This window comes from Streptomyces sp. MNU76, assembly GCF_020982545.1.
Lineage (GTDB): Bacteria > Actinomycetota > Actinomycetes > Streptomycetales > Streptomycetaceae > Streptomyces.
Genome location: NZ_JAJKLK010000006.1, coordinates 565,813 through 584,289 on the forward strand (window position 1 = coordinate 565,813; position 18,477 = coordinate 584,289).

18 protein-coding genes and 1 pseudogene are annotated in these 18,477 nt (G+C 67.7%); 9 read left to right on the forward strand and 10 right to left on the reverse strand.

The window, feature by feature from the left end:
- Positions 1-224: 224 nt before the first annotated feature.
- The 5 genes from E4N62_RS17855 to dnaA all read right to left on the reverse strand — a co-directional run bounded on the left by E4N62_RS17855 (position 225) and on the right by dnaA (position 7,238).
- A complete protein-coding gene (locus E4N62_RS17855; RefSeq protein WP_230215527.1) occupies positions 225-758 on the reverse strand; it encodes a DUF721 domain-containing protein in 534 nt (177 codons plus the stop codon).
- On the reverse strand, positions 755-1,879 hold the full coding sequence (gene recF / locus E4N62_RS17860; protein WP_230215529.1) for a DNA replication/repair protein RecF: 1,125 nt from the start codon (positions 1,877-1,879) through the stop codon (positions 755-757). Before recF ends, E4N62_RS17855 begins: the two co-directional genes overlap by 4 nt.
- A 119-nt stretch (positions 1,880-1,998) precedes the next feature.
- On the reverse strand, positions 1,999-2,874 hold the full coding sequence (gnd, locus tag E4N62_RS17865; RefSeq protein WP_230215531.1) for a phosphogluconate dehydrogenase (NAD(+)-dependent, decarboxylating): 876 nt from the start codon (positions 2,872-2,874) through the stop codon (positions 1,999-2,001).
- A gap of 200 nt (positions 2,875-3,074) precedes the next feature.
- Entirely contained in the window at positions 3,075-4,205 is a 1,131-nt protein-coding gene (gene dnaN / locus E4N62_RS17870) for a DNA polymerase III subunit beta (protein ID WP_037689673.1), read from the reverse strand.
- A gap of 1,005 nt (positions 4,206-5,210) precedes the next feature.
- Positions 5,211-7,238 carry a chromosomal replication initiator protein DnaA gene (gene dnaA / locus E4N62_RS17875; RefSeq protein ID WP_308185171.1) on the reverse strand — a complete coding sequence of 676 codons (2,028 nt, stop codon included), beginning with the start codon at positions 7,236-7,238 and terminating at the stop codon, positions 5,211-5,213.
- Positions 7,239-7,654: 416 nt separating this feature from the next.
- Here dnaA and rpmH point away from each other — a divergent pair, with 416 nt between their 5' ends.
- From rpmH to E4N62_RS17920, 9 genes are all read left to right on the forward strand, one after another.
- The gene (gene rpmH, locus E4N62_RS17880) at positions 7,655-7,792 is read left to right on the forward strand and encodes a 50S ribosomal protein L34 (RefSeq protein WP_005482975.1); all 138 of its coding nucleotides are present in this window, start codon (positions 7,655-7,657) and stop codon (positions 7,790-7,792) included.
- Between the two features lie 21 nt (positions 7,793-7,813).
- On the forward strand, positions 7,814-8,185 hold the full coding sequence (gene rnpA, locus E4N62_RS17885; RefSeq protein WP_230215533.1) for a ribonuclease P protein component: 372 nt from the start codon (positions 7,814-7,816) through the stop codon (positions 8,183-8,185).
- Positions 8,182-8,535, forward strand: coding sequence for a membrane protein insertion efficiency factor YidD (gene yidD, locus E4N62_RS17890; protein WP_184906350.1), 354 nt, complete (start codon positions 8,182-8,184; stop codon positions 8,533-8,535). Before rnpA ends, yidD begins: the two co-directional genes overlap by 4 nt.
- A 3-nt stretch (positions 8,536-8,538) precedes the next feature.
- On the forward strand, positions 8,539-9,813 hold the full coding sequence (yidC, locus tag E4N62_RS17895) for a membrane protein insertase YidC (protein ID WP_230215535.1): 1,275 nt from the start codon (positions 8,539-8,541) through the stop codon (positions 9,811-9,813).
- A 15-nt stretch (positions 9,814-9,828) separates the two neighbouring features.
- Complete coding sequence (locus E4N62_RS17900) at positions 9,829-10,341, forward strand: R3H domain-containing nucleic acid-binding protein (RefSeq protein ID WP_184906354.1); 513 nt, start codon at positions 9,829-9,831, stop codon at positions 10,339-10,341.
- Between the two features lie 115 nt (positions 10,342-10,456).
- Complete coding sequence (gene rsmG, locus E4N62_RS17905; RefSeq protein ID WP_184906356.1) at positions 10,457-11,173, forward strand: 16S rRNA (guanine(527)-N(7))-methyltransferase RsmG; 717 nt, start codon at positions 10,457-10,459, stop codon at positions 11,171-11,173.
- Positions 11,174-11,461: 288 nt separating this feature from the next.
- On the forward strand, positions 11,462-12,535 hold the full coding sequence (locus tag E4N62_RS17910) for a ParA family protein (RefSeq protein WP_308185188.1): 1,074 nt from the start codon (positions 11,462-11,464) through the stop codon (positions 12,533-12,535).
- Positions 12,532-13,614 carry a ParB/RepB/Spo0J family partition protein gene (locus E4N62_RS17915; protein ID WP_230215537.1) on the forward strand — a complete coding sequence of 361 codons (1,083 nt, stop codon included), beginning with the start codon at positions 12,532-12,534 and terminating at the stop codon, positions 13,612-13,614. The genes E4N62_RS17910 and E4N62_RS17915 overlap by 4 nt, the downstream gene beginning before the upstream one ends.
- A 321-nt stretch (positions 13,615-13,935) precedes the next feature.
- Positions 13,936-14,553: a GNAT family N-acetyltransferase gene (locus tag E4N62_RS17920; RefSeq protein WP_230215539.1), complete on the forward strand. Its 618-nt coding sequence runs from the start codon at positions 13,936-13,938 to the stop codon at positions 14,551-14,553.
- A 52-nt stretch (positions 14,554-14,605) separates the two neighbouring features.
- Here the strand turns inward: E4N62_RS17920 and trxA are convergent, their stop codons facing one another.
- The 5 genes and pseudogenes from trxA to E4N62_RS17945 form a co-directional block, all read right to left on the reverse strand.
- Positions 14,606-14,938: a thioredoxin gene (gene trxA / locus E4N62_RS17925; RefSeq protein ID WP_184906362.1), complete on the reverse strand. Its 333-nt coding sequence runs from the start codon at positions 14,936-14,938 to the stop codon at positions 14,606-14,608.
- A gap of 41 nt (positions 14,939-14,979) precedes the next feature.
- Complete coding sequence (trxB, locus tag E4N62_RS17930) at positions 14,980-15,951, reverse strand: thioredoxin-disulfide reductase (RefSeq protein ID WP_230215541.1); 972 nt, start codon at positions 15,949-15,951, stop codon at positions 14,980-14,982.
- A gap of 173 nt (positions 15,952-16,124) precedes the next feature.
- Complete coding sequence (locus E4N62_RS17935) at positions 16,125-17,012, reverse strand: anti-sigma factor (protein WP_230215543.1); 888 nt, start codon at positions 17,010-17,012, stop codon at positions 16,125-16,127.
- Positions 17,009-17,722 carry an RNA polymerase sigma factor SigM gene (sigM, locus tag E4N62_RS17940; RefSeq protein ID WP_184906368.1) on the reverse strand — a complete coding sequence of 238 codons (714 nt, stop codon included), beginning with the start codon at positions 17,720-17,722 and terminating at the stop codon, positions 17,009-17,011. Before sigM ends, E4N62_RS17935 begins: the two co-directional genes overlap by 4 nt.
- A 25-nt stretch (positions 17,723-17,747) precedes the next feature.
- A pseudogene (locus E4N62_RS17945) lies at positions 17,748-18,477 on the reverse strand (serine/threonine protein kinase); the annotation flags it as partial.

Sequence of the window (18,477 nt, forward strand, 5' to 3'; positions counted from 1 at the left end):
GTGCCGCCCTGAACCGGTCTCTCCCGACTCCCCATATGCGGAGCGGGGCTCCAAGAGGCTCACAGCGGCACTCAGCGCTTCCGGGTGTCAACCCTTTGCTACTCCCGGGTCAGGTCGACGTTCGCATCCGCATGCGAACGTCCGCGCCGAAGCGCACGGGCACCCACCGACGCTCGGAGGACCGCCGGTCATGGGTGCGGGAGCACCTGGAAATGTGACTACGGTCACCCGTAGGTATCGCCGGGACCCGTGCTTCCCGGGGCCCGCAGGGGACCGTAGCGACGGGCCGAGCCGGCGGGGCCGTGGACCTTGAGGAGCCGCACGGTGCCGTGGCCGAGGTCCTCGTTGAGCCGGGCGACCAGCTGCGGGGCGAGCAGCCGGACGTTCGTGGCCCAGGCGGTGGAGTCGCACCGCACGTGCAGGATCCGCTCGTCCTCGTCGTAGCGCTCGGGAACGCACCGTCTGGCCAGGTCGTCGCCGACGATCTGGGGCCAGCGCCCCATGACGCCGCCCACGGCGGCCGGTGTCTCCCAGCCCCTCTCGGTGATCAGCCTGTTGATGGCGGGGCCGAGTGGCATCGGGTCCCGGCCGTCGGCACGCGCGCCGGAGCGCAGCCCGGGGCCCCGTCGTGCCTGCTTCTGCTGCTGGGTGGCCTCGCCACGCGCACGTGCGGCCTCCTTCGCGGCGCGCAGCGCCACGCGCGCGAGGTCCACGCCGGAGGGCTCGGGCGGCTCGGGAGTTGCGTCGGATCCGCTCATACGCGCTCCACCGTCCCGTCGGACACGGCATACCGGGTCCCCGTCAGTACGCCTGGTACGTCGTCGTCGACCGCCGCGGTCACCAGGACCTGCTCGCCCGGCGCGACCAGCTCCGCCAGCCGCTCCCGCCGACGGGTGTCCAGCTCGGCGAAGACGTCGTCGAGGATCAGCACCGGTTCGTTGCCCTCGGCGCGCAGCAGGTCGTAGGAGGCGAGCCGCAGCGCCAAGGCGTACGACCAGGACTCGCCGTGGGAGGCGTACCCCTTGGCCGGCAGCTGACCGAGCTTGAGGATCACGTCGTCGCGATGGGGTCCCACGAGTGTGACGCCCCGCTCGATCTCCTGCTTGCGGCTCTCGGTGAGGGCCGCCGTCAGCTGCTCGTACAGCTCCTCGCGCGCGTGCCCGACGAGGCCGGGCGAGGAGGGTTTGTACTCAAGGCCGACCGGGCCGCCGCCGGGCGCCAGCTGCTCGTACGCCTTGTCGGCGAGCGGCTGGATCGCGGCGACCAGATCGAGACGCTGGGCGAGCAGTTCCGCTCCCACGCGCGCGAGGTGCTGGTCCCAGACATCGAGGGTGGACAGGTCCATGGAGCGGCCGCCGTGCCGACGGGCCAACGCGGCCGTCTTGAGCAGGGTGTTGCGCTGCTTGAGGACCCGCTCGTAGTCGGAGCGCACCCCCGCCATGCGCGGAGACCGAGCGGTGATCAGTTCGTCCAGGAAGCGCCGCCTCTCACCGGGGTCGCCCTTGACCAGTGCGAGGTCCTCCGGCGCGTACAGCACCGTCCGGACGATGCCGAGGACGTCGCGTGGCCTGACCTGCGAGGACCTGTTGACCCGGGCGCGGTTGGCCTTGCCGGGGTTCAGCTCCAACTCGACCAGCTGCTGCCGTTCGCCCTGTCGCACCTGTGCCCGGATCACCGCGCGGTCGGCGCCCATGCGGACCAGGGGCGCGTCCGACGAGACCCGGTGACTGCCCAGGGTCGCGAGATAGCCGACCGCCTCGACCAGGTTGGTCTTCCCCTGCCCGTTGGGGCCGACGAACGCGGTGACGCCCGGGTCGAGCGGGACCTCGACCCGGGCGTACGAGCGGAAGTCGGCCAGTGACAGGTGCGTGACGTGCATGGTCGGGTGCCGACCTCCCCCAGGATTGTGGACCACCGTGCGGCCCTGTGGACGACTTCTCGTCGACCGTAGTGCGGTCGTCGTTGTCTTCTGTGCCGTGCGTTGCTTGTCGCCGTGGGCTACTTCTTCTCGACCGCGTGGCCGCCGAACTGGTTCCGCAGCGCCGCGATCATCTTCATCTGCGGAGAGTCATCCTGGCGCGACGCGAACCGCGCGAAGAGGGAGGCCGTGATCGCGGGCAGCGGCACGGCGTGGTCGATGGCAGCCTCCACGGTCCACCGGCCCTCGCCGGAGTCCTGCGCGAAGCCCTTCAGACCGTCCAGGTGCTCGTCCTCGTCGAGGGCGTTCACCGCCAGGTCGAGGAGCCAGGAGCGGATGACCGTGCCCTCCTGCCAGGAACGGAAGACCTCGCGGACGTCCGTCACCGAGTCGACCTTCTCCAGGAGCTCCCAGCCCTCGGCATAGGCCTGCATCATCGCGTACTCGATGCCGTTGTGGACCATCTTCGCGAAGTGCCCGGCGCCGACCTTGCCGGCGTGCACCGCGCCGAGGTCGCCCTCGGGCTTCAGCGCGTCGAAGACCGGTCGTACCTTGGCGACGTTCTCCGCGTCGCCGCCGTACATCAGCGCGTAGCCGTTCTCCAAACCCCAGACGCCGCCGGAGACCCCGCAGTCGACGAAGCCGATGCCCTTGGCCGCCAGCTCCTCGGCGTGCTTCTCGTCGTCGGTCCAGCGGGAGTTCCCACCGTCCACGACGACGTCACCGGGCTCCAGCAGCTCGGCCAGCTCGTCGACGGTCGACTGGGTGGCGGCACCGGCCGGGACCATCACCCACACGACCCGCGGGCCCTTGAGCTTGCCCACAAGCTCTTCGAGGCTGTGGACATCGGCGAGATCCGGGTTCCGGTCGTATCCGATGACGGTGTGGCCGGCGCGGCGTATCCGCTCGCGCATGTTGCCGCCCATCTTGCCGAGGCCGACGAGACCGAGCTCCATCAGTTGTTCCTTAGGTTGCGACGTGGCAGGAGGGCACCTGGACTGCGTACCCACGCACGAGCCTAAACCCGGACGCTCACGCACACCTGTGGGCATACCCGCTCATAAGTACACCCCTACCTGCGGCTTCGCGCAGAGGGCCCGGTGATCCACCGGGCCCCACAGCACTGTGGACGACCTCCGCGGCGGCGTCCGCCCGGTCAGCCGCTGAGCCGCACCGGCATGATCAGGTACTTGTAGGCCTCGTCAGCCTCGGCGTCCACGGCCGGCTTGCCGCTGAGCAGCGCGGGCTTGGTGGACGTCGTGAACGACAGCTGGGCCACCGGGGAGTCGATGGCGCTCAGGCCGTCCAGCAGGAACGTCGGGTTGAAGGCGATCGAGATGTCGTCGCCCTCCAGCTGGGCGTCGACCCTTTCCACAGCCTGTGCGTCGTCGCTGGAACCGGCCTCCAGGATCAGCACGCCCTGCTCGAAGCTCAGCCGCACCGGGGTGTTCCGCTCGGCGACCAGGGCGACACGCTTGACGGCTTCGACGAAGGGCGCGGTCTCGATGACGGCCACGCTGTTGAACTCCGTCGGGAAGAGCGTGCGGTACTTCGGGAGGTCGCCCTCCAGCAGCCGCGTGGTGGTACGACGGCCCGCGCCCTCGAAACCGATCAGGCCTTCCCCGGAGCCCGAGCCGGAGAGCGCCAGGATGACGCTGTCGCCGCTCGTGAGGGCCTTGGCGGTGTCCAGGAGCGTCTTGGCGGGCACCAGGGCGACCGCGGACGCCTCGGGGTTCTCCGGCTTCCACAGGAACTCGCGGACCGCGAAGCGGTAGCGGTCGGTGGAGGCCAGCGTGACCGTGTCGCCCTCGATCTCGATGCGCACACCGGTGAGGACGGGCAGCGTGTCGTCACGACCGGCGGCGATGGCCACCTGGGCGGCGGCTGAGGCGAAGACCTCGCCCGGGACGGTGCCCGTGGCGTTCGGCATCTGCGGCAGCGACGGGTACTCCTCCACAGGCAGTGTGTGGAGGGTGAACCGCGAGGAGCCGCAGACGACCGTCGCCCGTACACCGTCTGTGGAGATCTCCACCGGGCGGTTGGGGAGGGCGCGGCAGATGTCGGCGAGCAGGCGGCCGGAGACGAGCACCGTGCCCTCCTCGTCGACCTCGGCCTCCACGGACACCCGCGCGGAGACCTCGTAGTCGAAGCTGGAGAGACTCAGCTGGCCTTCCTCGGCCTTCAGAAGGAGGCCGGCGAGGACCGGCGCCGGCGGACGGGCCGGGAGGCTGCGCGCCGCCCAGGCAACTGCCTCCGCGAGTACGTCGCGTTCCACCCGGATCTTCACTGTTGCCGCCTCCTGCTGTTGCCGGCGCTTCTCGCCCTGCCTGGCTTCGTCGTCTGTCTCGGTGTCGCTGGCTCCTGTGACGGGAAGGACACCGGGGAACAGTCTGACGCACACCACTGACACTCGGAGCCTCTCGGGGTCAAGTCGTGACGAGGCGCGGTCAGGCAGCCGAGAGCGAGTTGTGCACAGGACCCTCTTCGAAACGGATTCCCAGCTCTCTCTAGTTGGGAGTAGTAGTAGGGCCTGTGGAAACCGTGGATAACCCCGTTTTCGCAGCTCAGGCGGCAAATTTTGTCCACCGTGCCTGTGGGCGGAGGCGGTGGACAACCCGGGGTCTCTGTGGAGAACGGAAAGTTCTGCACACACCGTGCACAGCCCCGGGGCACTTCTCCCCAGCGGCGTCCCCAGGTTTACCCGTCTTTCCCACAGCCCAACCAGGCAACTTCGTGTGACGCCTTTCACTCGACACGGTGAGGAGGCGCGTGGGCTTGCCGAACAGTGGACAGGCATGTGGAGAAGCCGACGGTCACTGGGGACAACCAGCCACAGCCTGTGGGTCGTCGGTGGACAACTCCGTCCACAGTCTGTGGATCACCGCTTCGTCCACAGACTGTGGAGATCTTTCGTCCACCGATCCACAGGGGGGTGACCTGGCCCGATGATCTCTCAACGGCCCGCCCTGTGGACACGATCTGTATAACTTCCCGGTCCCCAGGGTGTGGACGGCAGAAAGTCCCCGAATCTGTGGAGGAAGGCCGTGACGCCGCAGGTAATCGAACACCTGATGACGCGACGGCGACGGACTTGGCCGCTCCGGAGCCGATCGCACCCGTCGAGGAGAGGGGTCGACGCCGCCCGGAAACGCCGAGGGCGCCCTCGGGAACTCGTCCCGGGGCGCCCTCAGCGATGTACGACGGCGTTCTGACCGCCGTACGGCAGCCGTTTCGTCGTCGGCTGTGTCGGGGGCGGCCGTGTCAGTGGTCGGTTGTATCGCCGGCTCTGGCGTCAGCCGTTCTTGATGCGGTTCGTCAGCTCCGTCACCTGGTTGTAGATGGACCGGCGCTCGGCCATGAGCGCGCGGATCTTGCGATCGGCGTGCATGACGGTGGTGTGGTCCCGGTTACCGAACTGCGCGCCGATCTTGGGCAGCGACAGATCGGTCAGCTCACGGCACAGATACATGGCGATCTGGCGGGCCGTGACGAGGGCGCGGCCGCGCGAGGTGCCGCACAGATCCTCCACCGTGAGCCCGAAGTAGTCGGCGGTGGCGCCCATGATCGCGGTGGCGGTGATCTCCGGGGACGCGTTCTCGCCGCCCGGGATCAGGTCCTTGAGGACGATCTCGGTCAGACCGAGATCGACCGGCTGCCGGTTGAGCGACGCGAACGCCGTCACCCGGATCAGCGCGCCCTCCAGCTCGCGGATGTTGCGCGAGATACGGGAGGCGATGAACTCCAGCACCTCCGGCGGGGCGTTGAGCTGCTCCTGCACCGCCTTCTTGCGGAGGATCGCGATCCGCGTCTCCAGCTCGGGCGGCTGGACGTCGGTGATCAGACCCCATTCGAAACGGTTCCGCAGCCGGTCCTCCAGGGTCACCAGCTGCTTCGGCGGCCGGTCGCTGGAGAGCACGATCTGCTTGTTCGCGTTGTGGAGCGTGTTGAAGGTGTGGAAGAACTCCTCCTGCGTCGACTCCTTGTCCGCCAGGAACTGGATGTCGTCCACGAGCAGGATGTCCATCTCGCGGTACCGCTTGCGGAAGCTGTCGCCCTTGCCGTCACGGATGGAGTTGATGAACTCGTTGGTGAACTCCTCCGAACTCACGTACCGCACGCGCGTGCCCGGGTAGAGGCTGCGCGCGTAGTGCCCGATCGCGTGCAGCAGGTGCGTCTTGCCGAGGCCCGACTCCCCATAGATGAAAAGGGGGTTGTACGCCTTGGCCGGCGCCTCGGCGACGGCCACCGCGGCCGCGTGCGCGAAGCGGTTCGAGGCGCCGATGACGAAGGTGTCGAAGAGGTACTTCGGGTTCAGGCGTGCCGTCGGCTCACCCGGGCCGGGGGCCGGTGCGGGCTGCGCCGCCAGCGGGCCGGGCGCACTGCTGGCCGGACCACCCCGGTGCACGTGTCCCGAACCCGGCGGCGGGTCGGGGAGCTCTCGCCGGTCCGATCGCGGGTAGTCGGAGTCGGCGCCGGACCGGTCGTAGTCGCCGCGGGGCTGGTCGTAGTCGGGGCGTCCGGAGTCGTACTCGGGGCGCTGGTCGTACGGACGCCTGTCCGTCGACTGCGAGCGGTAGTCCGACGAGGGCGAAGCGTAGGGATCCCGCTCCGGGAAGCCGAGCCTCTGCTGCTGCCAGCCGTAGTCGTCCTGCGACGGCCGGGGCCAGGCGCCCGGCTCGGGCCGCTGGTACTCGGACGGATACGCGGGACGCGCGGTCGGAAGCTGGTCCGAGCGGCCGGAGGGCTGCTGGTCCGAGCGCGGAGGCGGCAACAGGTCGCCGGGGTTGCCGCCCGGCTGGTCGCCGCGTCCCGGTCCACGATCGGCGGCCCGGTGGCGGCCGTACCCCTGGTAAGGATCGCGTCCCTGGCTGTCGTACCCGCTCGGACTCTCGTAGGTGTTCTGCGTCTCGTACCCGCCGCGCGCCTCGCGCCCCTGGCTGTCGTACGAGTCCCTGCTGTCGTAGGACTCGCGGTTCTGGGCCGGAACGGAAGGGAGCTCGGGCTCCTCGAAGCGGTGCTGGACCGGCGGGAGCGGCTGCTCGCCGACGGAGCTGTCGACGGTGATCGCGATCCGGATCGGACGACCGCACTCCCGGCTCAGCGTCTCGCTGACGATCGGCGCGAGACGGCCCTCGAGTACGCCCTTCGCGAACTCGTTGGGTACGGCGAGAAGTGCCGTGTCCGCGACCAGGGCGAGCGGCTGGCAGCGCTTGATCCAGCGCTCGTCCTTCACCTCGACGCCTTGGCCCTGGCCCTCACCCAGAAGTTTTTCCAGTACGCGTGGCCACACTGCGGCAAGATCGGCAGGTACGTCAGCCACAGGGCACGCTCTCTCACAGGTCCCACGAACGTGTGGTTCTGGGACAGGTCGGTTTGGAACTCGGGTGGGGCACTCGGAACGAGGTGCTGGTGGGCGGGTCGGGGCCCAACAGCCAAAGCAAAGGGAACGAATCGGAGTTCAGCACGGTAGTCACGGCGACCGGTGCGGTTCAAGTTGTTGTCCCCAGCCTGTGGATAGTGTCTCCCCGTGGCTGCTGGTTTGACCGGATGGCGTAGCCGCGCGTACCGTAACCAGGTCGAGTTGTCGATGGCTGCTGCCGCCTGCCTCCGATGGGCACAGGTCACGTCAGGTGATCGGACAGCGGTGCACTCGGGCGTTGATACGAGCTACTCGTGGGCGCACGGTGACAGCCAGGACGGCACCCGCAAACACCGATTTCTTTCTGGAGCCCCCGAGTGAGCAAGCGCACCTTCCAGCCGAACAACCGTCGTCGCGCGAAGACCCACGGCTTCCGCCTGCGGATGCGTACCCGTGCGGGCCGCGCGATTCTCGCGAACCGCCGCAGCAAGGGTCGCGCCAGCCTGTCCGCCTGATCCTGATCAGGTCATGACGTCGTGCTGCCTACCGAGCATCGGCTGAGGCGGCGCGAGGACTTCGCGACCGCGGTACGACGAGGACGCCGGGCCGGACGCCCTCTCCTCGTCGTTCACCTACGTAGCGGTGCCACGGACCCGCACGCGCCTGGGGAGAGCGCTCCCCCGACGCGTGCGGGTTTCGTCGTGAGCAAGGCCGTCGGTGGTTCGGTTGTGCGCAACAAGGTGAAGCGCAGGCTTCGCCATCTGATGCGCGATCGAGTCGCCCTGTTTCCCCCCGGTAGCCTGGTAGTCGTACGAGCGCTGCCCGGAGCGGGTGACGCCGACCACGTACAACTGGCCCAAGACCTGGATGCCGCCATAGGGCGGCTGCTGGGAGGGGGCACACGATGAAGTACCCGCTGCTGGCGCTGATCAAGCTGTACCAGTGGACGATCAGTCCGCTGCTCGGGCCGGTGTGCAAGTACTACCCGTCGTGCTCCCACTACGGCTTCACGGCCATCGACCGGCACGGTGCGATCAAGGGAACGGCACTCACCGCCTGGCGCATCCTGCGGTGCAATCCGTGGTCGCTCGGCGGTGTGGATCATGTCCCGCCGCGCAAGCGCCCACGGTGGCACGAGATGTTGCGTGGCGCCTGGCGTGCACGCAAGGGCGGGACCTCCGCCGCCGAACCGGCCACCGAGGGGCACGTCTCCTCGGGCCCGGCCGCAGAGACCCCGTCCCATGCCCAAGGAGCATGATTAGTGGACACGATTGCCAGCCTCTTCAGCTTCATCACGACACCTGTCTCCTGGGTCATCGTCCAGTTCCACAAGGTGTACGGCGCCCTCTTCGGCGCTGACACCGGGTGGGCCTGGGGCCTGTCCATCGTGTCCTTGGTGATCCTGATCCGTATCTGCCTGATCCCGCTCTTCGTGAAGCAGATCAAGGCGACCCGGGCGATGCAGACGCTGCAGCCCGAGATGAAGAAGATCCAGGAGCGCTACAAGAACGACAAACAGCGTCAGTCCGAAGAGATGATGAAGCTGTACAAGGAGACGGGCACCAACCCGCTCTCCTCGTGCCTTCCCATCCTGGCGCAGTCACCGTTCTTCTTCGCCCTGTACCACGTGCTCAACAGCATCGCGAACAACGACACCGTCGGTGTCATCAACGAGAGCCTGCTGGAGAGCGCGCAGAAGGCGCACATCTTCGGTGCCCCCCTGGCCGCGACCTTCACGGACAGCGCTGCCGAGGCCGCCGCACTCGACGCCTCGATCACCACGGTCCGGATCGTCACCGCGATCATGATCGTCCTGATGTCGGCGTCGCAGTTCTACACGCAGCGTCAGCTGATGACGAAGAACGTCGACACCACGGTGAAGACGCCGTTCATGCAGCAGCAGAAGATGTTGATGTACATCTTCCCGATCATGTTCGCTGTCTTCGGCATCAACTTCCCGGTCGGTGTCCTCGTCTACTGGCTGACCACCAACGTGTGGACCATGGGCCAGCAGATGTACGTCATCCACAACAACCCGACCCCGGGTTCCAAGGCTCAGGCGTCCTACCTCGAGCGCCTCGCCAAGCACGTCACACGGCATGGCAGGACCCGTAACCGCCGTGAGCGCGCCATCGTCAAGGCGATCGTCGCCAAGGGCCGTGACCGCAACGAGTACGAGCGGAAGTTCATCACCGGCCTGGGCAGGGAGGGCCTCGCGGCCCAGAGCGACGGCACCGTGATCAAGAGCGAGGTCTCCGTCGCCACCATCGAGGACGGTACGTCGGCGACCCCCAAGCGCCAGCAGCCGAAGCGCCAGACCAAGGCGCAGCGTCAGTCCGGCGGCGCGAAGATCGCCGACGAAACCGATCCGAAGACCGAGCCCACGTCCCTGAGCAAGTCGGACGAGCCGGAGGACGCCAAGCCGGCGGCCGCTGCCAAGAAGGCCGCGCCCAAGCCCGGTGCCGGCGGCCGCAGCAAGGCTCAGTCCGGTCAGCGCAAGGGTCAGCAGCGCCCCAAGTCCCCGTCCAAGAAGTAAGAAGGAGTCCATCCCGTGACGGAAGGCACCACCTCCGCCGCCTCCGAGGGTGGCGACACCCTGACCCGCCTGGAGCAGGAGGGTGAGATCGCGGCGGACTACCTGGAAGGTCTGCTGGACATCGCCGACCTCGACGGCGACATCGACATGGACGTCGAGGCCGACCGTGCCTCTGTCTCGATCATCAGCGACTCCGGTAGCCGTGATCTGAGCAAGCTCGTCGGCCGAGAGGGCGAGGTGCTTGAGGCGCTCCAGGAGCTCACACGCCTGGCCGTGCACCGCGAGACCGGTGACCGCAGCCGTCTGATGCTGGACATCGCCGGGTACCGGGCCAAGAAGCGCGCCGAGCTCTCCGAGCTGGGTGCCAAGGCGGCGGCCGAGGCCAAGAGCACGGGCGAGCCCGTGAAGATGCAGCCGATGACGCCCTTCGAGCGCAAGGTTGTGCACGACGCGGTCAAGTCCGCCGGTCTGCGCAGCGAGTCCGAGGGCGAGGAGCCGCAACGCTTCGTCGTCGTCCTGCCTGCCTGATTCGGTACCAACGCTTCTCCGGCCCCGTCTGCCTGCAGGCGGGGCCGAACTTTGTCAGCCTGTTGTTCTGGTGTCAGCGCCCAGTGCGCTCTTGCGGTACGGAAGGACGGTCCCCGTGACGGAGGCAGTGGAGCTCCCCCCTGCGCCCGAGCAGGCGCGCGACGTATTCGGTGATCGCTACGCGGACGCGGTCCGTTACGCCGAACTCCTGGCTGAGGCGGGTGTACAGCGCGGGCTCATCGGCCCGAGGGAGGTACCCCGTCTGTGGGAGAGGCACCTGCTGAACTGCGCGGTGCTCTCTGAGGTCGTGCCCGAGGGGGTGACGGTGTGCGATGTCGGCTCCGGTGCCGGACTGCCCGGTATCCCGCTGGCCCTCGTCCGGAACGATCTGAAGATCACGCTGCTGGAGCCCCTGCTGCGGCGCACGAACTTCCTGACCGAGGTGGTCGAGCTCCTGGGCCTCGACCATGTGACCGTCGTTCGTGGCCGAGCCGAGGAAGTCCTGGGGACGCTGCAGCCCGTCCACGTGGTGACGGCACGAGCGGTGGCACCGTTGGACCGCCTGGCCGGCTGGGGTATCCCGCTGCTGCGCCCGTACGGGGAGATGCTGGCGCTCAAGGGCGACACCGCGGAAGAGGAGCTGAAGAGCGCCGCCACCGCCCTGAGCAAGCTCGGCGCGGTGGAGACCTCCATCCACCATGTGGGTGAGGGCGTGGTCGAACCGCTGTCCACGGTCGTCCGGGTGGAGGTCGGGGAGAGCCCCGGAGGAGTGCGCTTCGCCGCCAAGCGGGCGAAGGCGGCTCGGTCAGGTCGAGTACGGCGTCGCCGCTAGACACTGATCTGGACGTTCACTGATCCGTCCTGACGACGAGTCGTACTCCACACAAGCTTCCAAACCGATACATCTCGGAGTGTCGCGCAAGTCTGGCCTGTGCTGCTGGGCATCGTGTTTCACGTGAAACGTCGCTCACTGCTGCACGGCATCATCAGCCGTGGCCGCGCCGCGGCCGAACCGCGCGACCGGAAGCCTCTCGGGTCACTCGGAGAGGTAACGGAGTTTTCCACAGAGGTGGAATTCTCCACAGAACACCAGGCCTCACTGGTTCACGACCCCGAAGGCATGGGAGGCTCTGTTCATTGCGAGCCTGAAGTCGAGGAGAGTGAATCCTTGCGGTCCGACGCCAACATCGCGGGACCGATGACCGATCCGGTCCCCGGTCCCCGTATCGAGTCGATGGGGGAGGATGTTTCACGTGAAACACCGCCCCCGATGGACGACACTCCCATCGGTCGTGCCGCCCAACTGGCTGTAGAGGCACTGGGCCGGGCCGGTGAGGGATTGCCTCGGCCCGAACAGACCCGAGTCATGGTCGTCGCCAACCAGAAGGGCGGCGTCGGAAAGACCACAACGACGGTCAACCTCGCCGCTTCGCTGGCTCTGCACGGAGCCCGTGTCCTCGTGGTCGATCTGGACCCCCAGGGCAACGCGTCCACCGCGCTGGGTATCGACCATCACGCCGAGGTGCCATCCATCTACGACGTGCTGATCGACAGCAAGCCGCTGTCGGAGGTCGTCCAGCCCGTTCCCGATGTGGAAGGTCTCTTCTGCGCGCCTGCCACGATCGATCTCGCCGGTGCGGAGATCGAGCTGGTGTCGCTGGTGGCACGAGAGAGCCGACTGCAGCGAGCCATCCAGGCGTACGAGCAGCCCCTGGACTACATCCTCATCGACTGTCCGCCCTCGCTCGGTCTCCTGACGGTGAACGCATTGGTGGCCGGCCAGGAAGTCCTCATCCCGATCCAGTGCGAGTACTACGCGCTGGAGGGCCTCGGTCAGCTGCTCCGCAACGTCGACCTGGTACGGGGGCACCTCAACCCCGTCCTCCACGTGTCGACCATCCTGCTCACCATGTACGACGGCCGGACGCGCCTGGCGTCCCAGGTCGCCGACGAGGTGCGCACCCACTTCGGTGAGGAGGTGTTGCGGACGAGCATTCCCCGCTCCGTCCGTATCTCCGAGGCGCCGAGCTATGGGCAGACGGTGCTGACTTACGATCCAGGATCGAGCGGTGCCCTCTCCTACCTTGAGGCAGCACGAGAAATCGCACTGAAGGGCGTGGGCGTCGGGTACAACCCGACGCACGCCCACATCGGTGCTCAGAACAATCCGAGTGTGGTGGAGGGGATCCAGTGAGTGATCGACGGAGGGGGTTGGGCCGTGGTCTCGCCGCACTGATCCCAGCGGCCGCGACGGGCGAGAAGGAGGCTCCGGCCGCCGCTGCGCCACCAGCTGCATCTGTTTTCGTTCCCGAACGTGGGGTGGCAGCCGCGAAGCTAGCTACGCTCCCCTCTGTTTCACGTGAAACAGAGGAGTTGTCGCCGAGCGCCGCAGTCGAACTGCCGGCAGCACCGGTCGGCGCCTACTTCGCTGAGCTGCCTCTCGACTCCATCACCCCGAACCCGCGCCAGCCCCGCGAGGTGTTCGACGAGGATCTCCTCCAGGAACTCGTCACCTCCATCAAGGAGGTCGGCCTTCTCCAGCCCATCGTCGTACGGCAGGTGGGCCAGGGCCGCTACGAGCTCATCATGGGTGAGCGGCGCTGGCGGGCCTGTCATGAGGCCGAGCTCGACGCGATCCCGGCGATCGTACGGGCGACGGACGACGAGAAGCTGCTGCTGGACGCGCTTCTGGAGAACCTGCACCGTGCGCAGCTGAACCCGCTGGAAGAAGCCTTCGCGTACGACCAGCTGCTCAAGGACTTCAACTGCACGCATGACCAGCTGGCGGACCGCATCGGTCGCTCGCGCCCGCAGGTCTCCAACACCCTGCGTCTGCTGAAGCTTTCCGCGGCGGTCCAGCGCCGTGTGGCAGCCGGTGTTCTCTCGGCCGGGCACGCACGGGCGCTGCTCTCCGTCGAGGACTCGGAGGAGCAGGACAAGCTGGCTCACCGGATCGTGGCCGAGGGGCTCTCGGTGCGGGCGGTCGAAGAGATCGTCACCCTCATGGGATCGCGTCCGAAGAGCGCGGCACGCTCCAAGGGGCCGCGGGCCGGCTCCGTACCGTCTCCGGCGCTGGGCGAGCTCGCGACCCGACTGTCGGATCGCTTCGAGACGCGCGTGAAGATCGATCTGGGGCAGAAGAAGGGCAAGATCACCGTGGAGTTCGCCTCCACGGAGGACCTTGAGCGAATCTTGAGCACGCTCGCTCCCGGCGAGAAGCTCGCTCTCCAGAAGAGCCTCCTGGACGATTTCTCGGAGGAGTCGGAAGCCTGACCCCCGATTCGCGCGACGGACTTCGGCTCGTCGACCGCATGAGCGGGCTGTGTCCGATGTATACCGGACACAGCCCGCTCTTTGCTTTGAGGCGGTATCTAGGCAATCGCATCGTCGATACGATGCGTTCGGGTATGGCGCATCTACCTGGCGAATCTTTGTGGAGAGGCGGGCCATGCGAACCGTGAGCCGTTCCGGACTGGTGACCGCAGGCCTGGGACTGGGGGCCGTCGGCGGTTTCGTCGGCAGTCTGCTCAGGGAGCGGAGCGCCTTGACAGCCGCTCGCGACGCTGCGGGCGAAGGAAGCGAGGAACAGCCTTTATGGGCCGTCGGCTCGTACCTCTCACGCTGGACAACCTTCAGGACCTTCCCAAGCGGTGTCGCTCGTGTGTCTTCTGGGAGTTGGACCCAGTCAGCGGCGAAGCCGCGGTAAAGGCGGGTACTCCCGCTCTTGAGAAGGAAGCGTGGATCTCAGCCGTCCTGCTCGATTGGGGATCCTGCGGTCGGGTCGTCTACGTGGACGAGGCACCGGTGGGCTTCGTGCTGTATGCGCCTCCGGCCTATGTGCCCCGCTCGACCGCGTTTCCCACGAGTCCGGTCTCCCCTGACGCCGTCCAGCTGATGACGGCCTTCATCATGCAGGGTTACCAGGGCCAAGGGCTGGGCCGTGTGATGGTCCAGACGGTCGCCAAGGATCTACTGAGACGCGGCTTCAAGGCGATCGAGGCCTTCGGGGATGCTCGCTGGAAGGAACCTGCGTGTGTGCTTCCCGCCGACCATCTGACGGCCGTGGGCTTCAAGACGGTGCGGCCCCACCCCACGCATCCCCGACTGAGACTGGAGCTGCGGACGACGCTCTCCTGGAAGGAAGACGTCGAGCTGGCGCTGGACCGGCTCCTGGGAGCCGTCCAGAAGGAACCGGCGCTGCGACCGCTCTAATGAGAAAGGGCCGACCCTCCTGGGTCGGCCCTTTCGCGTTTCACGTGAAACATCACTCGGAGATGAAGTCCTCGAGGTCCCGCACGATCGCCGCCTTGGGCTTGGCGCCGACGATGGTCTTGGCGACCTCGCCACCCTGGTAGACGTTGAGCGTCGGGATGGACATGACGCCGTACTTGGCAGCCGTACCGGGGTTCTCGTCGATGTTGAGCTTGACGATCTCGATCTTGTCGCCGTACTCCTGGGCGATCGCTTCGAGGGACGGCGCGATCTGGCGGCACGGACCGCACCAGGCGGCCCAGAAGTCCACCAGGACGGGCTTGTCGTTCTTGAGGACGTCCTGCTCGAAGGAGTCGTCGGTCACGTTCTTCAGAGTGCCGGCCACTGAGGGCTCCTAACTGGTTGGTGCGGTGGGGCGGACGGGTGTCAGACGGTGGTCTTCTCGGGCTCGGCGGCCTGGTCGCCGTCGGCAAGGGCGGCGAGGAAGCGCTCGGCGTCGAGGGCGGCGGAGCAGCCGGTACCGGCGGCGGTGATCGCCTGGCGGTACGTGTGGTCGACGACGTCGCCGGCGCCGAAGACGCCGGTGAGGTTCGTACGGGTCGACGGAGAATCCACCTTCAGGTAGCCCTCGTCGTCCAGGTCGAGCTGTCCCTTGAACAGTTCCGTGCGCGGGTCGTGTCCGATGGCGATGAACAGACCCGTCACCGGCAGCTCGGACGTCTCGCCCGTCTTGAGGTTGCGCAGCTTCAGACCGGCGAGCTTCTGGTCGCCCTGGATCTCGGCCACCTCGCTGTCCCACACGAAGGAGATCTTCGGGTCGGCGAACGCACGCTCCTGCATCGCCTTGGAGGCACGCAGGGTGTCCCGGCGGTGGACGATGGTCACGGACTTGGCGAACCGCGAGAGGAAGGTGGCCTCCTCCATGGCGGTGTCACCGCCACCGATCACGGCGATGTCCTGGTCCTTGAAGAAGAACCCGTCACACGTGGCGCACCAGGAGACACCGCGACCGGAGAGCGCGTCCTCGTTGGGGAGCCCGAGCTTGCGGTGCTGGGAGCCCGTCGTGACGATGACGGCCTTGGCGCGGTGCACCGTGCCCGCGGTGTCCGTGACGGTCTTGATCTCGCCGCTCAGGTCGACTTCGACGATGTCGTCCGGAACGAGCTCGGCACCGAAGCGCTCGGCCTGGGCACGCATGTTGTCCATGAGGTCGGGGCCCATGATGCCGTCCCGGAAGCCGGGGAAGTTCTCCACCTCGGTGGTGTTCATCAGGGCGCCGCCTGCGGTGACGGCGCCCTCGAACACCAGCGGCTTCAGCGACGCGCGCGCGGTGTAGAGCGCTGCCGTGTAGCCGGCGGGCCCGGAGCCGATGATGATCACGTTACGGACGTCGCTCACGGCTTGATTCCTCGTCTCTGGAGACTGCTGCGTACTGCCGGTGGGAGCTGCTCTCGAAACTCTCACCCCACCCAACGGATCCTAAGGGGCGCGCATTCCCGGTGTGTCCGGGCACACGGAGGCGCGGCCCGGCCACGGGCTCGCCGGAGGTGGCACAGAGCGGGAGACAGTCCTCAGGGACGGGCGTAGGAACGCTTCAGGAGAACGTCGCCGGCAGCTTCCGAAGTCTTCTTCAGGCAGGAGGCGTCGACGATGTAAGCGGTGACGCGTGCGTCGCCGGAGCGGTCGGGCAGCAGCACGAGGTACGCGTCAGCTCCCCGGTAGGTACCCGGCTCGGAAGCGATCGCACCCGTGGTGTCTCCGATGCCCTCCGCGATGCAGTCGGGCACGTCGGTGGCGAAGAACGTCTTCGTGCGCTCGTCCGGGGACGCCGCAGTCCCGAAGGTATCCTTCTCGGGCCGGCCGCCGCTTTCCGCCTTGCTCAGGAGGTCTTCGACCCGCTTCTCCAGCTTGACGCCTGAGAACGCGGCGGAAGCTGAGCTCGGGGGATTGTCGTTCTCGCCGAGCGACTGGACGAGAACGCCGCCGAAGCCGAGGACCGCGATCGCGAGGACGGCACCGATGGCCGTCCTACGACGGCTGTGCTGCTTCTGACCTGTCCGGCCCGGGCCGGTGGACGCGCGTGGATGACCGGCAGGGCGATCCACGGCAGGCGATGTTTCACGTGAAACATGCGCGCCGTTCTCACTCACAGCGGGGCGGGAGACATTGGCTCGCTCTTCGGCCGTCTCGCTCTCGGGTGCTGTGGCGTTCAGCAGAGCCTCAGCGGCCAGGGCGGCGTCGATCCTCCCCGCTACGTCGTCGGGCATACGCGGAGGCCCTGGCAAGGTGCCGAGCAGACCGCGGATCTCTTCCAGCGATGCGTGGACGTCGGAGCAGAGCGGGCACTCGTCCAGGTGCCGGCGGACATCCGCGGTGCGGGAAGGGGGCAGAAGGCCCTCACTGAGGTCGGCGATCTCCGCGACCTCCGGGTGCCCGGCCGCGTCGGTTGTGGATGTCACGCTCGCCCACCTCCGCCCTTCACAGCAGCTGAATCGCTTGGCCCTGCATCATGTGCTTCCGCTGCGGGTGGGACGGATGTCCCCTGCGTCCGGTTCCTTCCGCGCCCCGACTTTTTGCCGCCCTCCCCCTCGCCCTCCGCTCGGAGATGGGTCAGGAGCGGCAGAAGTCTGGCTCTGCCACGGGCGCAGCGGCTCTTCACCGTGCCGGTCGGCACATCGAGGATGCGGGCGGCTTCCGCCACCGGATAGCCCTGCATGTCCACCAGGACGAGTGCCGCCCGCTGATCCTTCGGGAGGGTGCCCAGAGCCTCCAGCAGCTGGCGGTGCAGATCGTTGCGCTCGGCAGGAGCGGACGCCGATTCGTGCGGCTCCAGGAGCTGTTCCAGACGCTCGGTGTCGTCGACGGGCGACGTCTTGCGGGACGCCGCCTTGCGGGCACGATCCAGGCAGGCGTTCACCGTGATGCGGTGGAGCCAGGTCGTGACGGCCGACTGGCCACGGAAGGTGTGGGCGGCCCGGTAGGCGGACACCAGGGCGTCCTGGACGGCGTCGGCGGCTTCCTCGCGGTCTCCCAGGGTCCGCAGCGCCACCGCCCAGAGGCGGTCCCGGTGCCGCCGTACGAGTTCGCTGAAGGCGTCGGGGTCGCCCTCGACATGGCGGGCCAGGAGATCCTGATCGCTCACCCCGCTGTGATCGGCGCTGTGCGCCACCGGACCCCCCTTCTTCGACGAGCTCTCAGCCCATGAACTTCACGTCGGTGATCGCCTGCTTGTATCCGGCACCACTGAACTGGTCACCGTCGCCCTTGGGTACATCGGTGAGCCAGACGAGAACGTACCGGGTCTTCACCGGCTTTTTGGTGGAGATCTTCAGGTCCGTGCCGCTCGTCCTGTTCGTAGCGATCTTCGTCATGGAGCTGAGGGGGGCGGACGACGACAGGGAGTCCGCCGCGTACAGCGTGGCCGTGGTGTGGTCCCCGGAGTAGTAGAGCCCTATCGAGGCCGCTGACACGTCCTTGGCCGAGCCCAGGTCGTAGACGATGCCGACACCCTGCTTGAAGGGGGCCAGCGTGGGGCCGTCCCTGAAGGAGTAGGTCCTCCAGTACGTCGACGAGCTGTTGTCGTACGTCAGATCCGCGTCGTCCGCGTGCTGGGGCTTCCCGTCCGGGTAGTACTCCGCGGCGCCCGTGATGCTGAGCGCCGTGATGGGCTTTGCCTTGTCGGTGCCCTTGTCGTTGCCGTCGGTCGTCTGGCTCGTGTCCGGCTCGCCGGACTGGCCTCCCTTCCCGATGAGCGCGTCGGCCAGTTGCCAACTGCCGAGACCGAGTGCGGCGATCAGCAGGGCCGAGACGGCCCACTTGAGGGCCTTGCCGGTGCGGCTCTGCAGCGGGGCGGCGGGGGCGGCAGGGGTTGCGTGATACCGGCGTGAGGGGACTGACGGCCATACGTGCCCTGCTGGTACGTCG